The organism is Kitasatospora sp. NPDC034035 (assembly GCF_055575755.1).
In genome coordinates, this window is the sequence record NZ_JBVISA010000001.1 from 382,560 (window position 1) to 394,574 (window position 12,015).

At 71.4% G+C, this 12,015-nt stretch carries 20 protein-coding genes; 11 read left to right on the top strand and 9 right to left on the bottom strand.

The genetic code is table 11. The features are described from left to right. Window positions 1–122 precede the first annotated feature (122 nt). Window positions 123–545 carry a hypothetical protein gene (locus tag ACZ52J_RS01760; RefSeq protein WP_465615025.1) on the bottom strand — a complete coding sequence of 141 codons (423 nt, stop codon included), beginning with the start codon at window positions 543–545 and terminating at the stop codon, window positions 123–125. A 169-nt stretch (window positions 546–714) separates the two neighbouring features. Between ACZ52J_RS01760 and ACZ52J_RS01765 the strand changes: the two genes are divergently transcribed. From ACZ52J_RS01765 to ACZ52J_RS01775, 3 genes are all read left to right on the top strand, one after another. Continuing rightward, window positions 715–1,677, top strand: a complete 963-nt coding sequence (locus ACZ52J_RS01765) for an ArsR/SmtB family transcription factor (protein WP_465615026.1) — start codon at window positions 715–717, stop codon at window positions 1,675–1,677. 363 nt (window positions 1,678–2,040) lie between these two features. Continuing rightward, window positions 2,041–2,580: a GNAT family N-acetyltransferase gene (locus ACZ52J_RS01770; protein WP_465615027.1), complete on the top strand. Its 540-nt coding sequence runs from the start codon at window positions 2,041–2,043 to the stop codon at window positions 2,578–2,580. Window positions 2,581–2,654: 74 nt separating this feature from the next. Then, window positions 2,655–2,783, top strand: a complete 129-nt coding sequence (locus tag ACZ52J_RS01775) for a hypothetical protein (protein ID WP_465615028.1) — start codon at window positions 2,655–2,657, stop codon at window positions 2,781–2,783. Window positions 2,784–2,878: 95 nt separating this feature from the next. On the opposite strand, the gene ACZ52J_RS01780 is transcribed toward ACZ52J_RS01775, so the two are convergent. Next, window positions 2,879–3,133, bottom strand: coding sequence for a hypothetical protein (locus ACZ52J_RS01780; RefSeq protein ID WP_465615029.1), 255 nt, complete (start codon window positions 3,131–3,133; stop codon window positions 2,879–2,881). A 231-nt stretch (window positions 3,134–3,364) separates the two neighbouring features. Between ACZ52J_RS01780 and ACZ52J_RS01785 the strand changes: the two genes are divergently transcribed. Next, window positions 3,365–3,799, top strand: coding sequence for a hypothetical protein (locus ACZ52J_RS01785; protein ID WP_465615030.1), 435 nt, complete (start codon window positions 3,365–3,367; stop codon window positions 3,797–3,799). Window positions 3,800–3,813: 14 nt separating this feature from the next. Here ACZ52J_RS01785 and ACZ52J_RS01790 read toward each other — a convergent pair whose 3' ends face one another. From ACZ52J_RS01790 to ACZ52J_RS01805, 4 genes are all read right to left on the bottom strand, one after another. Next, window positions 3,814–4,248 (bottom strand): GNAT family N-acetyltransferase, encoded by a 435-nt coding sequence (locus tag ACZ52J_RS01790; RefSeq protein ID WP_465615031.1) that lies wholly within the window; start codon window positions 4,246–4,248, stop codon window positions 3,814–3,816. Window positions 4,249–4,266: 18 nt separating this feature from the next. Next, window positions 4,267–4,647 (bottom strand): nuclear transport factor 2 family protein, encoded by a 381-nt coding sequence (locus ACZ52J_RS01795; protein WP_465615032.1) that lies wholly within the window; start codon window positions 4,645–4,647, stop codon window positions 4,267–4,269. 94 nt (window positions 4,648–4,741) lie between these two features. Further along, on the bottom strand, window positions 4,742–4,951 hold the full coding sequence (locus ACZ52J_RS01800) for a DUF397 domain-containing protein (protein ID WP_465615033.1): 210 nt from the start codon (window positions 4,949–4,951) through the stop codon (window positions 4,742–4,744). After that, window positions 4,936–5,775, bottom strand: a complete 840-nt coding sequence (locus tag ACZ52J_RS01805; protein ID WP_465615034.1) for a helix-turn-helix domain-containing protein — start codon at window positions 5,773–5,775, stop codon at window positions 4,936–4,938. The genes ACZ52J_RS01800 and ACZ52J_RS01805 overlap by 16 nt, the downstream gene beginning before the upstream one ends. 118 nt (window positions 5,776–5,893) lie before the next feature. Between ACZ52J_RS01805 and ACZ52J_RS01810 the strand changes: the two genes are divergently transcribed. From ACZ52J_RS01810 to ACZ52J_RS01820, 3 genes are all read left to right on the top strand, one after another. Then, entirely contained in the window at window positions 5,894–6,100 is a 207-nt protein-coding gene (locus ACZ52J_RS01810) for a hypothetical protein (RefSeq protein WP_465615035.1), read from the top strand. Continuing rightward, complete coding sequence (locus tag ACZ52J_RS01815; RefSeq protein ID WP_360497692.1) at window positions 6,097–6,345, top strand: hypothetical protein; 249 nt, start codon at window positions 6,097–6,099, stop codon at window positions 6,343–6,345. The genes ACZ52J_RS01810 and ACZ52J_RS01815 overlap by 4 nt, the downstream gene beginning before the upstream one ends. 75 nt (window positions 6,346–6,420) lie before the next feature. Next, window positions 6,421–6,888 (top strand): NUDIX hydrolase, encoded by a 468-nt coding sequence (locus tag ACZ52J_RS01820; RefSeq protein WP_360497689.1) that lies wholly within the window; start codon window positions 6,421–6,423, stop codon window positions 6,886–6,888. 105 nt (window positions 6,889–6,993) lie between these two features. On the opposite strand, the gene ACZ52J_RS01825 is transcribed toward ACZ52J_RS01820, so the two are convergent. After that, window positions 6,994–7,572: a TetR/AcrR family transcriptional regulator gene (locus ACZ52J_RS01825; protein WP_465615036.1), complete on the bottom strand. Its 579-nt coding sequence runs from the start codon at window positions 7,570–7,572 to the stop codon at window positions 6,994–6,996. A 90-nt stretch (window positions 7,573–7,662) separates the two neighbouring features. Here ACZ52J_RS01825 and ACZ52J_RS01830 point away from each other — a divergent pair, with 90 nt between their 5' ends. Continuing rightward, a complete protein-coding gene (locus ACZ52J_RS01830; RefSeq protein ID WP_465615037.1) occupies window positions 7,663–8,109 on the top strand; it encodes an anthrone oxygenase family protein in 447 nt (148 codons plus the stop codon). Window positions 8,110–8,377: 268 nt separating this feature from the next. On the opposite strand, the gene ACZ52J_RS01835 is transcribed toward ACZ52J_RS01830, so the two are convergent. After that, window positions 8,378–9,301, bottom strand: a complete 924-nt coding sequence (locus tag ACZ52J_RS01835) for an RNA polymerase sigma-70 factor (RefSeq protein WP_465615038.1) — start codon at window positions 9,299–9,301, stop codon at window positions 8,378–8,380. Between the two features lie 184 nt (window positions 9,302–9,485). On the opposite strand from ACZ52J_RS01835, the gene ACZ52J_RS01840 reads away from it, so the two are divergent. The 3 genes from ACZ52J_RS01840 (at window position 9,486) to ACZ52J_RS01850 (ending at window position 11,135) form a co-directional block, all read left to right on the top strand. After that, window positions 9,486–9,965: a carboxymuconolactone decarboxylase family protein gene (locus ACZ52J_RS01840; RefSeq protein ID WP_465615039.1), complete on the top strand. Its 480-nt coding sequence runs from the start codon at window positions 9,486–9,488 to the stop codon at window positions 9,963–9,965. 63 nt (window positions 9,966–10,028) lie between these two features. Continuing rightward, entirely contained in the window at window positions 10,029–10,415 is a 387-nt protein-coding gene (locus ACZ52J_RS01845; protein ID WP_465615040.1) for a DoxX family protein, read from the top strand. A gap of 201 nt (window positions 10,416–10,616) precedes the next feature. Then, window positions 10,617–11,135 carry a SixA phosphatase family protein gene (locus ACZ52J_RS01850; RefSeq protein ID WP_465615041.1) on the top strand — a complete coding sequence of 173 codons (519 nt, stop codon included), beginning with the start codon at window positions 10,617–10,619 and terminating at the stop codon, window positions 11,133–11,135. Window positions 11,136–11,213: 78 nt separating this feature from the next. Here ACZ52J_RS01850 and ACZ52J_RS01855 read toward each other — a convergent pair whose 3' ends face one another. Continuing rightward, on the bottom strand, window positions 11,214–11,807 hold the full coding sequence (locus tag ACZ52J_RS01855; protein ID WP_465615042.1) for a histone deacetylase: 594 nt from the start codon (window positions 11,805–11,807) through the stop codon (window positions 11,214–11,216). Between the last annotated feature and the right edge of the window lie 208 nt (window positions 11,808–12,015).

Consider the following 12,015-nt stretch of genomic DNA (forward strand, 5'->3'; position numbering starts at 1 on the left):
GCCCGCTGCTCCTCGGTCGGGTCGAGCCGCCTCGTCACCGGCGGGGCGGGCCTCGCCCCACCACGTGATCGGGTCTGCGGCGCCGGGTACCGGGCCGGTCAGCCGGTCAGCCGATCAACTGATCAGCCGATGTACTCGGAGGGAGAGAAGACCTTGCCGGACCAGTTGCCGTCGATGACCAGCTGGCCCTGGGCCTGGGCGTAGCCGCCCGCGCCGATCCAGTCCCAGCCCGCGCCGCACCAGGAGCCCGGGTCGCCCGCGGTCATGCCGTAACAGGTGGCGTAGTCCTCGTAGCCGCCGTTGTGGTTGACCCAGACCACGCCGGTGATCGTGTGGTTGCCGTGGTTGGTGACGTGCAGCGACGGGTAGACCGAGTAGCCGCTGACATTGATGCACGCCTGAGCGTAGACGTCCCCGGCGACCTGCTGGGTCGCGCCGCAGTACGTGCCGGAGGTGACGGCGTTGGCGCTGCCGGCGCCGAGCGCGAGGGTGGAGAGGGTGGCGGCGGCGACGGCCGCCGCTGCGAGCGTCCTGCGAGCGATCACGTTCGTGAGTCCCTTCGACAGTCACGGGTTTGCGCGGTGGATCCAGGAAATCCCGGACCGGTCGGGCCGGTCGAATGATTCGATGGATTTCGATTCCCGGTGGGGGAGGGGGCTGCCCGTGATACGCGTCCGGCTCGGTGTCGGCGGCCTGGGGGCTGTCAGGTTCGCGGTGTCTCCGCTGGACTCCGCGAAGGACCTGCTCTACGCCCTCCGACGGACCCCGCACACGCTCAGCGCCGAGTGGCGGGCCCGGACCAGGCAGGCGCTGTCACACCAGCGGCTCGGGCTGCTGGGCGCGGTGGGCGGCGGCGGCCCCTGCGGCTACGCCCCGGACTTCCTGCGGCCCGAGTCGCAGGGCTTCCAGACGGGCCTCGACGTGGCGCTGCACGACGTCGCTACCACCCCGGCGGAACGGATCGGCTACGAGCTGGCGTTGGCCATCCACGGCCACCCGTGGGACCCCGACCCGGACCAGCGCTCCACCCGACCGCTCCGACGGGTCCTCGAACGCGGAGAACAGCACTTCGCGCACCATCTCGCCGACGAGATGGCACAGTTCTGGCACGCGGCACTGGCACCGTCATGGCCCGGCATCCGAGCCCGGCTGGAGGCGGACGTCAGCGCCCGCGCCACCGCCATCGCCCACCACGGGCTCGCCGACACCCTCAACCACCTGGCCCCGAACCTGCAGTGGCGCGACGGCGAACTGACCGTCGGCCTGCGCCCCGGCAGCCCCCACGGCCTGACCCTGGACGCCGACGCCGTGATCCTGGTGCCCAGCGTCTTCGCCGACCAGGCCATCTTCTGCGCCGGGGAACCACCGGGCGCACCCGCCCCGCGCACTCCGCTGATCGTCTATCCCGCGGCCCCGGCCGCCTGCCTCGCCCCGTCGGGCGAACACCGGCTCATCGGCGCGACCAGGGCGAGGATCCTCGCCGAACTCGGCGCGCCCCGCTCCACCGCGGAACTCGCCCGGCGGCTGTACCTGAGCCCGGCGACCGTCTCCTACCACCTGCAGATCCTGCACCGGGCCGGGCTCGTCACCCGCCGGCGCCACTCCCACCACGTCCTGTACCAGCGACTCGGAGCGAGCCCGGGCCGGGGCCCTGGGCTCGGCGGCGCCCCGGCCTGACCCCGCGACCCGGCACCGGGAAGAGGATCCGACGGCCGCTGTGCCCACCGGCTGTTGATCGGCTGTCTACCGGCGGCTGGCCCACTGAGGGGGCCAGTGTTCCGTTCGCGGTCGGGAGGATCCTCGTGATCAGGCGGGTAGTTCGAGCAGTGGTCGGTGTGGCGGCGGTCGTGGTGCTCGGTGTCGCGGGCACGCAGGTCTCCGCAGGTGCGGCCCCGCGCGTCGCGGTGGAAGCCGTCGGCCCGGCGGCCCCCGAGGCCTGCGCCGGCAGCCCTGTCAGCTGCACATGACGGGCCGCAGTGCCGGCCGCAGTGCCGGCCGGGGTACCGGTTTTCGAGAACCGACCCGCGAGGGAAGGGACGGATGACCGACCTCGTGACGCGTCGCCTGCGGCTACGGCGGTTCAGCCGTGACGACGCGCCGACCCTGGCCCGCTACCGCTCCGATCCCCGCATCGCCCGCTACCAGACCTGGCGTTCGCCGATCGATCAGGCGCAGGCGCAGGAGATCGTCGCCGGCTACCTCACGGAGAGCCCCGACGGTCCCGGCTGCTTCCAGTACGCGATCGAGCTGGCCCGGCGCCCCGGCCTGATCGGCGACCTCGCCGTCGCGATCGAGACCGGCCGCGACCAGGCCGTCATGGGCATCACCCTGGCCCCGGACATGCACCACCGGGGCTACGCGACCGAAGCGATGACCGCCGTGGCGGACCGCCTCTTCGCCACCGGCGTGCAACGGATCACGGCCGCCTGCGACGTCCGCAACACGGCGTCCGCGAAGCTCCTGCGACGCGTCGGCTTCCAACAGCGGCGCCGGGAGCACCAGTACGTGGAGCAGCGCGGCACCCACGCCGACCTCCTGCTGTTCGGGATGTCGAGCGGGCAGCTGCGCCGCCCCTCATGAACCCGCCGGGAACCAACCGGGTTCCACGGCGAACACCCAGCGCACTCACGCGTGATCACCACAGGAGGACCACCATGGTGGATCCAGGCCGCGTTTCAACCCGTGTCGCACCGGTCGACGAGGTCGAGCCCGACATCGACTCCGTGGACACCCCGAGCCGGCCCGCCGATGAGCCGGGCGACTCGGAGCAGACCGAGGCGTAGCCCTCGGACCGTCCGAGGCGACGACGATGCCCCGCCGGCAACGCAGTGCCGGCGGGGCATGTGTGCTGAAATCCGTGCTGAACGCCGTGTTGTGACTACATGTCGTGCTCACGGGGCTTGTCGAGCCAGCCCGCTGCGGTCACCAGCTGCTCGTGCCCGGAGTGGCCGATCCAGGCGCTCGCATTGACCCAGGACCAGGAGTCCTCGGTGTCCTGCGCCGCCGGGACGACTTGGGTGGCTAGGGCGGTCGGCTGTGCGGTGCTGTCCGCGCCCGCGTTGGCGAGCGCCACACCGGTGCCGAGGCCGAACAGCGCGGCTGCCGCCACGCCGACTACTACACGCTTGATCACGATGGTCCTTCACGGGTCTCGGTTGAATCGGTGCCCGTAGTAGAGCCGTCGGGGGTAGACGTCCGATCAACGCGAGCCGGCCCGCCACCCGGCCGGCAGTCCGCGCGGCCGAGCGCCGCTACAAGGCGCCTCGCCGAAGATCATCCGAACGGTGGCGGACGGGTCCGGGGCATTGTCGAACAGAGGGAAATCCCCTTGCCGTCGGCATAGGGACCGCGCCGATACTGCTGCATGAGCAGAATCGCGCAGGTCATCGTCCTGGCAGTGCACGCGGAGGACGTGATGGGGCCGCTGACGCAGCCGGACGACTCCCGCACGTGGGACGGCTGCTTCGAACAGCTCGGCCTGTTCTCCGAAGCGTGGGTCATCGAGTTCAACCGGATGCGCCCGCGGACGGGCCTGCTGCGGCACCTGGAGTCGCTGGCGTGGCCGTACCCGGCGAGTGTGCAGGTGCTGATCCACGACGAGGAGGACGACTGCTGGGGGCTGTGGATGATGCGCGACGGCGAACTGCGGGAGGTGCCGCTGCCCGGACACCGGCGCCTCCACCCGCCGGCGCCCGCCACCGAGGAGTTCCCGCCCAGCCCCGGCCTGCTGTGGCACGAGGGGACGGCCATTCCGGCCGGGTTCTCCACCGAGCGTCAGGACCGGCGCGCCGCCTGGTAGGGCCGGGGGCCGGTTCAGCGGCGCAGTTCGCAGTGGACGAGGTCGGCGGTCGCGCAGGTGACGACGAACCCGGCCTTGGCGAGGACCCGCCCGGAGGCGGGGTTGGCCGTCCGGTGCTCGGCGAGCACGTGCGGGGGAATGCCGCCGGTGAGGAACTGCCGTACGGCGGCGGTGGCGTAGCCGTTGCCCCGGGCGTCCTCGCGTACCAGGTAGCTGAGCCGGCCGGTGCTGCGGTCGGCGTCGAGTCGGAGCCGGACGACGCCGAGCAGGTCCCTGCCCACGTCGATGCCGCGCACGAGGAGGGCAGGGACGGTCGCGGCCTCGTGGACGTAGGCGAGGGCCTGGTCGCCGGTCATCGGGCCGAACCACATGTCCGTGACGGAGCCGCCGTTGTAGACGCGGCGCACGGACTCGGCGTCACCGTCGACCAGTTCACGCAGCCGCAACACCGGACCGGGGTCGGCGTGTCAGAGCCCGAGGAGGAGGCGGAAGACCTGGTTGTAGATGAAGAAGCCGCCGGGCTGGCCGGGGATCGGCTGCAAGTGGAAGGTCTCGGCGAACTGCAGGGGCTTGTCACCGGCGTTGTCGACGATGACGGTGCCGGTCACCGCGACCAGGACGCCAGCGCCCGGGGAGGGCTGGGAGTCGGTGGTGGTGATGTTGTGCTTGACATTGGTCAGTTCGGGCTTGGCGATCGTGGCGATGATGTTCTGCTGCCCCTGGACCTGGGCACCCTCCCAGGTCAGCATCGACTCGGGGCGGTAGAGGCCCGCCAGGCCCTTGCGGGCGGCGTCACCGCCGTCGAAGGACGTGTAGTAGTGCTGGACGAACGCGTTCGCAACGCTCATGAAATCCATGGACGGAACGTAGCAGTCCGATCACGGTCCGCACTCGTACTGGGTCGTAGTTGGCGTGCCCAAGTCGCTGATGTGGTAGGCGCGATCAGCGGGCGTCGAACTCGCCGGTGCGGACGGCGGTGACGAAGGACTGCCAGCCGGAGGACGAGAAGACGAGGGCCGGGCCGGAAGGGTCCTTGGAGTCACGGACGGGCATGGCGCCGACGAAGCCGTCGGCGACCTCGATGCAATTGGCGCCGCCCCCGCCGCTGTACGAACTCTTCCGCCAGGAAGCGTCCGTCAGGTCGACATCCATTCCAGGTCCCTCCTTGCCGCACGGATGAAGGCTCGCGATTCGGCCTGGCCGAGGGCCTCGATCGCTAGCCGATCGTAGCTCTTGACTAGCGCGGCAACCGACTTGGTATCGCGGTCGATGTAACCGCGCTGTTCAACCTCGCCATAAGCGAAAACTTTGCGATTCGGCATGGTAAGGAGAGCCGCCATGTGTGTGAACGGCCGGTCCTCGCCCAGGGAGAACGGCGCCACCTGGATGACCACGTTGCGGCGGCTGCTCAACTGCTCAAGGTGGAGCAGCTGTTCGACCATGACGTCTCGCCCACCGACGATCCTCCTGAGTGAGGCCTCGTCCAGCACCACGTGTACGAGTGGGGGAGAAGGCCGCTCCATGATCTTCTGTCGGGCAAGCCTGAATTCGATGCGCTCCTCGACCAGTTTGTCGCTGGTGTCCGTCTGCCTGGCGTAACCCATTTCGATGGCCGTTGCATACGCCCGGGTCTGCAGGAGTCCGTTGATGACATCGATCTCGAAGACCCTGATCTGCTCGGCGAGGCCCTCGTAGCGCGCGTACTCCGGGAAGCCCTCCAGGATCGCGGCGTTCTTCAGCTGGAACCACATCAGCAGGAGGGTGCCGTCCGTGTCGAGCGCGAGGTCGGCGAGTTCGGCGAGCCTGCGACTCGGGGGTCGGTGCGCAAGTTCGATGTACGAGAGGTGCGAGGGGGAGCACTCCAGGAGCGGAGCCAGGTCCTCTTGGAGGAGGCCCTTCGCCTCTCGGAACTTGCGGAGCTGGATCCCGAAGGGCGCCCAGGGGCTGGACTCCGGGTCAACCTTCTTCTTGTTCATGGCAGTCCTCAACTTCTGGCCGGCCGAAGGCAAGTAGCAAGCCGCTTCCGATCGTAGGCGACGCTGCGCCACCATATGCACAGAACGTGAAACTCCGATCGCAGAGGGTTCCCCTGCCATGTCCGACGACAAGTCCCCCCGCCTCCACGGCTACGGCGTCCGCTTCGACCCCGCCACCCAGCTCTACCGGGTCCGCAACGAGATGACCGGCGAGTGGCTTCGCCAGCCCACCGGTGAGCTCGCCGGGTTCACCTTCTTCACCGACGCCTACGACGCGTGGCGCGCCTTCGAGGTCCACCCGCGCCCGGGGGAGCCGGCGCGATGACCTCCGCCCTCTCCCGCGCGACCGCCGAGCAGCGCCGGCAGGCTGCCGCCGTCCTGGACGACCTGACCACCGTCCTCGCCCTCGGCGGGGTGAAGTGGCCCTCGATCGAGGTGGACTGGGAGTACGGCCGCCTCACCGGCACCTACCTGATCGACCTCGGTGTCGCCCGCCCGCTCGACCTGCTGCGCCTGCTCGACCTGCTGCGCAAGGGGCTGCGCTACGAGCGCCTCACGTATGACGACTGAACTCCTCGCCCGCCTCGCGTGGTGGGCGTGCTTCTCTCTCGTGCTTCTCGCCGCCTTGAGAAAGTGGACTCCCTGATGCGTGACCCCCGTCTGCTCGCCAAGCCGCCCGTGTGCCGGCTCGGCTGCCTCGTCCTCGTCCGCAACCAGCGCGGTGAAGTCCTGCTGGTGGACCCGGACTACATGGACGGCATGATCCTGCCCGGCGGCGCCGCCCGTCCCAACGAGCCCCCGCATCTGGCCGCCGCCCGGCACCTGCACGCCGAGACCGGCCTGATCGTCCGTCTCACCGCTCTCGTCGCGGTCGACTTCACGCCCGCCGACCGCCACCTGGAGCGTCTCAACCTGGTCTTCGACGGCGGCACCGTCTCCGACGGCGTGCGCCTGACCGTCCCGCCGCAGAACAAGAGCGGCCTGCTCGGCGCGCGCTTCGTCCCCGCGAACGACCTGCCGGACTTCATGGCCCCCTCCCAGGCCGCCCGCGCCGCCGAGGCCCTCGTCAACCGGTCCCTGCCCGTCCTCCTCCACGGCCAGCGCGCCGACTGAACCCCGCAGCGCACCGCACCGCACCGCAGCGCGCAGGAAGTCGGCCCGGCCGACTTCCTGCGCTGCCGCCCGCCCGCCCGGCCGTGTGCCCGCCGGGGCGGTGCGTCAGAGCACGGCGAGCCGTTCCACCAGTAGTTGCGTCCTGCGCTCGGTCTCCTCCGGCGGCAGCCGTCCCGCCCTGGTCAGGGTCGCCAGCCCGTGCAGGGCCGCCCAGAACGCCTCGGTGAACAGCCCCGGGTGGACGCCGTCCCCGGCGACCTCGCCGAGGCTCTCCAGCAGGGCGGCGAAGGCGTCCTTCAGCGGCTCCGGCGTGTCCTCCTGCGCGAACGCCAGGCCGCCGTCGAGCTGGAACATGGCGTCGTAGACCGCCGGGTTGCGTGCGGCGAAGTCGAGGTAGGCGCGGGCGAGGGCGGTGACCCGGGCGCGCGGGCCGTCCGCGGTGCGGGCCGCGGCCCGCACCGCCGCGGCCATGTCGGCGGCCCCTTCGAGGGCGACGGCGCCGATGATCTCGCGCTTGCCGCGGAAGTGGCTGTAGAGGACGGGCTGGCTGTATTCGATGCGCTCGGCGAGCCGGCGGGTGGTGACCGCGTCCCAGCCCTGCTGCTCGGCGAGTTCGCGGGCCGTGGCCACGATGAGGCGTTCGCGCTCCGCCCGTTCGCGCTGCTTTCGTTCCTGTACCGACATGGCTCGATCCTAGCACCGCTAGACAAGAGAGCGGCAGAAGGACTAGCGTTGCCACATCAGCTATCAATGCTAGATCGCAGGAGGGTCATCATGCTCAACGCACTCGAGGTCTTCACCACCGTGGGCGTCGGCGTGATGGTGGGGGTGGAGTTCTCCGTCGCCTTCGTCATCAACCGGATCCTCAACGCCCTCCCGGAGGACAGCGGCCAACTCGGCCGCGCCCACGGGGGTCGGATGCTCGGCGCCGTGATGCCGGTCTGGTACATCACCTCGCTCGTCCTCGTCGCGGTCTGGGCCGTCGCCGGATGGCACCACCACGGCACCGGCCTCGTCGTCACCGCCGGTGCCCTGCTGGTCCTCAGCGTGATCATGTCGATCCTGCTGCTCGTCCCGATCAACAACCGGGGCAAGACGTGGACCCCCGAGAACCGGCCCGCCGACTGGAAGGAGCAGATGAACCGCTGGGACCGCTTCCACTACGCCCGCGTCGCCGTCCTCATCGCCGCCTTCACCCTGCTGGTCGCCGCCCTCACCTGAACCTGCGGGAAGCCGGGGGAAGCCGCCGGGCCGTCAGCCGGCCATAACCGCCCGCGCACAGCGCGTGCTCGGCTTCACCCCAGGGGTGATGGGGGGTGTGGTCATGCGACGGCGGCTCCGGGAGGTCGCACAAGGCGCCAGCTGCCGTTTCCGGTAAGGAAAATGATGGTCTTCGGGGGATCCTTCCCGGGGGTCGGTCCCGGCGCCGACCGGAGAGAGCAGTGGGAGCAGGAAGTCGGCCGGTCCGACTTCCTGCTCCCGGGCCCGGCTACTGCTTCGGCAGCAGGCCGAGGTCCGACACCGGCCCGAGGTGGGCGAGCTTGTCGGGGTTGGACACCGAGTGCAGAGCCCGGATCGCGCCGTCGGCGATGTCGAGCTCGATGACGCTGGTGATGCGCTCCTCGGCGTCGAACATGACCGCGCCGGGGCGGCCGTTGACCCACGCGGGCCGCACGGAGACGCCGCGTTGACGGTTGCGGTCGAAGCCGAACAGCAGCAGGCGGGCGACGCGCTCCAGGCCGCTGACCGACTTGCCGACCGCCCGGGTCTTGCCGCCGCCGTCACCGTGGAAGACGACGTCGGGTGCGAGCAGGTCCAGCAGCGCTTCCAGGTCGCCGCCCTCGGCGACCTGGAAGAAGCGGCGGGCGAGTTCGTCGCCCTCCGCGCGCCGCTCCGGGGCGGGCCGGGTGTCGGCGCCCGGTGCCAGGTGCCTGCGGGCCCGGGCGAAGATCTGACGGCAGTTCGCCTCGGACTTGCCGGTCATCTCCGCGACCTCCGGGTAGCCGTACCCGAAGGCCTCGCGCAGCAGGAACACCGCCCGCTCGACGGGGGAGAGGGCCTCCAGCATCAGCAGGAAGGCCATCGACAGGGTGTCGGCCAGCTCGGCGTGCTCGGCCGGGCCGCCGGGGCGCTCCGCGAAGGCGACCACCGGCTCGGGCAGCCATTCGCCGACGTAGGTCTCGCGCCGCACCCGGGCCGACTTCAGGTGGTTGATGCCCAGGCGAGTGACCGTGGTGGCCAGGTACGCCTTCGGGTCGGCGACCGCGGTGCCGGCCCGGTCGGCGCGGGTCAGGCCGAGGAAGGTGTCCTGGACGAGGTCCTCGGCGTCGCCGACCGAGCCCGTCATCCCGTAGGCGATGGAGAACAGCAGCGGCCGGTATCCGGCCGCCTCCGCCACGCCCGCCGAACCCACCGATCCTGCCGATCCCGCAGATCCTGCCGAACCCACTGATCCCGCCGATCCCGCCATGGAACCCCTCCCTCCCCGGCACCGCCCCGCACCGGGGTGGCGCACGTCACATCCGGGCCGTGTCACAGACCGCCCGGGTGCCCTGTCTCAAAGGGCACCAGCGGACAACGTACCGAGGAGCCACACCATGGAAGCCCGCCTGAACCCCTTCGCCAGCCCGGTCATGGGCAAGGTCTTCAAGCATCTCGTCGCCGCGAACCAGGCACTGCTGGAGTCCACCCTTCCGGTCGCCACCCAGGAGCTGGTGAAGCTGCGCGCCAGCCAGATCAACGGCTGCGGCTACTGCGTCGACATGCACTTCAAGGACGCCGTGCACGCCGGGGAGGAAGCGACCCGGCTGAACCTGGTGGCGGCGTGGCGCGAGGCCACCGTGTTCACCGACGCCGAGCGGGCCGCCCTGGAGCTGGCGGAGGAGGGCACCCGGCTCGCCGACGCGGCGGGCGGGGTCGGCGACGAGGTGTGGGAGAACGCCGCCAAGCACTACGACGAGGAGCAGCTCGCCGCGCTGGTCAGCCTCATCGCGGTGATCAACGCCTTCAACCGCGGCAACGTCATGACCCGCCAGCCCGCCGGCGGCTACCAGCCCGGCATGCACCACCGCCTCTGACCCGGACGGGCCCCGGCCCCGCTCCCGTCGCAACCCCGTACGCAGGCAAGGAGAACGAACGTCGTGAACGTCGCACTGTGGATCGTCGCCGGACTGCTGGCCGCCGTCTACCTGGCGGGCGGCGCCTTCAAGCTGGCCGCACCCAAGGCCAAGATCGCCGCCGCGGGGCGCAGCGGCAGGTGGGTCGAGGACTTCAGTGCGGGCGGTGTGAAGGCCATCGGCGCGGTGGAGGTGCTGGCTGCGGTGGGGCTGGTCCTGCCCGCCGTGCTCGGCGTCGCGCCGGTGTTCGTGCCGCTGGCGGCCGTCGGGCTGGTGCTGCTGATGGCCGGGGCGGCGGTGGTGCGGGCGCGGCGCCGGGAGTACAGGCTCGTGGTGGTGGACGCGGTCTACATCCTGCTGGCCGCGTTCGTGGCGTGGGGGCGCTTCGGGCCGGCGCCGTTCCTCAACTGAGCCGGGGCGTACGGCCGGACCGGAGGCGTATGGCCGGACCGGTTTGGCCGGGATCCGGCGCTCCGTCACCCGCACGGGTGAACCCTGCCGGTGTGTCCCGGCCAACGGGCGGTCGGTACGGGGTGGTTGCGCGGTCGGGCTGCCACGATCTTGGCTGTCGCGTCCGTACGGGAGGCCCGTGCGGGGGAGAGGGAGGAACCCATGTCCGAGGAAATGCCGCGCCGCATCGTCCTGGTCCGTCACGCCAAGGCCGAGTGGTCCGATACGGACGACCACGAGCGTCCCCTCGCCGAGCGGGGCCGCAAGGACGCGCCGGTGCTGGGCCGCTGGCTCGCCGGCACCGGTGTCACCCCCGACCTCGCGCTCGTCTCGACCGCCACGCGGACCCGGGAGACCTGGAAGCTCGCCTCCGCCGAACTGCCGGTCAGGCCGAGGAGCGTCTTCGAGGACCGCCTTTACGAGGCGAGCCTCGGGGAGATGATCGCGATCCTCAACGAGGTCTCCGACGAGGTCCAGGACCTGGTCGTCGTCGGCCACAACCCCGGCGTCCACGCGCTGGCCGATGCCCTGGCCGGCGAGGCCGACGGCGATCTGCCGGCCCGGATGAACCGCTCCGGCTTTCCGACGGCCGCCGCCGCGGTGCTGACGTTCCAGGGCGACTGGAAGAGCGTCGAGCATGGTGTCGCCCGGTTGGTCGCCTTCTGGGCGCCCCACGCCTGAGAGCCACGCCTGAGAGCCGCGCCCGAGGCCACGCCTGAGAGCCACGCCCGAGGCCCGGGCCTGACACCCGGGTTCCTGTCACCCCAGCAGTGCCGCCACCGCCCCCGGTGTCCAGTGCCCCTGCGCGCCGGGGCGGGTGGCGAGGTAGCCGGCGGTGCGCCAGGGGCCCCAGGTGTGGGACTCGGCCAGCCCCGCGCCGAGGGTGCGCAGGTAGGCGGCGGCGGGGGCGGCCAGTTCGGCGCCGGCCACGCCCCAGGGGGCGGTGAAGGTGAGCAGCGGGTGCCCGTCGAGTTGGCCGACGTGCAGCAGGGTCTCGTACCGGCCCGGGCCCAGTTCGGCGCGTCCGTGGGCGAGTACCCGGTCGAGGTCGAGGTCGGTGCCGGGGGAGCGGCGCATCTCCTGGGCAGCGATGTCACTGAACTGCCCGGCCGTCAACAGGTAGGCCCGGCACGGGACTTCGCCGCGTACTGAGGGGTCGTAGAAGGCCGATCCGCCGCCCCAGGTCGGTGACCGCCCGGCGAAGTACAGCGTGCCCGTCAGTGCGGTCGCGACCGACCGGCGTGCGGGGCTGTGGTCGCGGCAGCCGGGGTAGGTGCGCGTTCCGCCGTTCGGGCGGCCTCCGCGCAGGTAGCAGGTGAGGCGGGCGGCGTGCAGGTTCGAGCCGTAGGCCACGTACCAGACGAGGCCTGTGCCGTTCAGGCCGGGAGCCTGCCCGGCCCCGCGCCCGCTTTCGGCCCCGCGCCCGCTTCCGGCCCCGTTGGCGGCCCCGCTCACGGCTCGCTCACCGGGCGGGCCCGCTGTGACGGCGGTGGAAGCCTTCCGCGCGGACGTGTGAATCGGGTGAAAAGGATGATGATCCGACCAAATCCCCCCGATTCGG

Coding starts and splice junctions, on each gene's coding strand:
- ACZ52J_RS01795 (WP_465615032.1), bottom strand. CDS start 4,647: ATGAGCGTTGCGAACGCGTTCGTCCAGCACTACTACACGTCCTTCGAC.
- ACZ52J_RS01840 (WP_465615039.1), top strand. CDS start 9,486: ATGGAAGCCCGCCTGAACCCCTTCGCCAGCCCGGTCATGGGCAAGGTC.
- ACZ52J_RS01775 (WP_465615028.1), top strand. CDS start 2,655: ATGGTGGATCCAGGCCGCGTTTCAACCCGTGTCGCACCGGTCGACGAG.
- ACZ52J_RS01770 (WP_465615027.1), top strand. CDS start 2,041: ATGACCGACCTCGTGACGCGTCGCCTGCGGCTACGGCGGTTCAGCCGT.
- ACZ52J_RS01815 (WP_360497692.1), top strand. CDS start 6,097: ATGACCTCCGCCCTCTCCCGCGCGACCGCCGAGCAGCGCCGGCAGGCT.
- ACZ52J_RS01825 (WP_465615036.1), bottom strand. CDS start 7,572: ATGTCGGTACAGGAACGAAAGCAGCGCGAACGGGCGGAGCGCGAACGC.
- ACZ52J_RS01785 (WP_465615030.1), top strand. CDS start 3,365: ATGAGCAGAATCGCGCAGGTCATCGTCCTGGCAGTGCACGCGGAGGAC.
- ACZ52J_RS01830 (WP_465615037.1), top strand. CDS start 7,663: ATGCTCAACGCACTCGAGGTCTTCACCACCGTGGGCGTCGGCGTGATG.
- ACZ52J_RS01820 (WP_360497689.1), top strand. CDS start 6,421: ATGCGTGACCCCCGTCTGCTCGCCAAGCCGCCCGTGTGCCGGCTCGGC.
- ACZ52J_RS01800 (WP_465615033.1), bottom strand. CDS start 4,951: ATGGATGTCGACCTGACGGACGCTTCCTGGCGGAAGAGTTCGTACAGC.
- ACZ52J_RS01850 (WP_465615041.1), top strand. CDS start 10,617: ATGTCCGAGGAAATGCCGCGCCGCATCGTCCTGGTCCGTCACGCCAAG.
- ACZ52J_RS01810 (WP_465615035.1), top strand. CDS start 5,894: ATGTCCGACGACAAGTCCCCCCGCCTCCACGGCTACGGCGTCCGCTTC.
- ACZ52J_RS01805 (WP_465615034.1), bottom strand. CDS start 5,775: ATGAACAAGAAGAAGGTTGACCCGGAGTCCAGCCCCTGGGCGCCCTTC.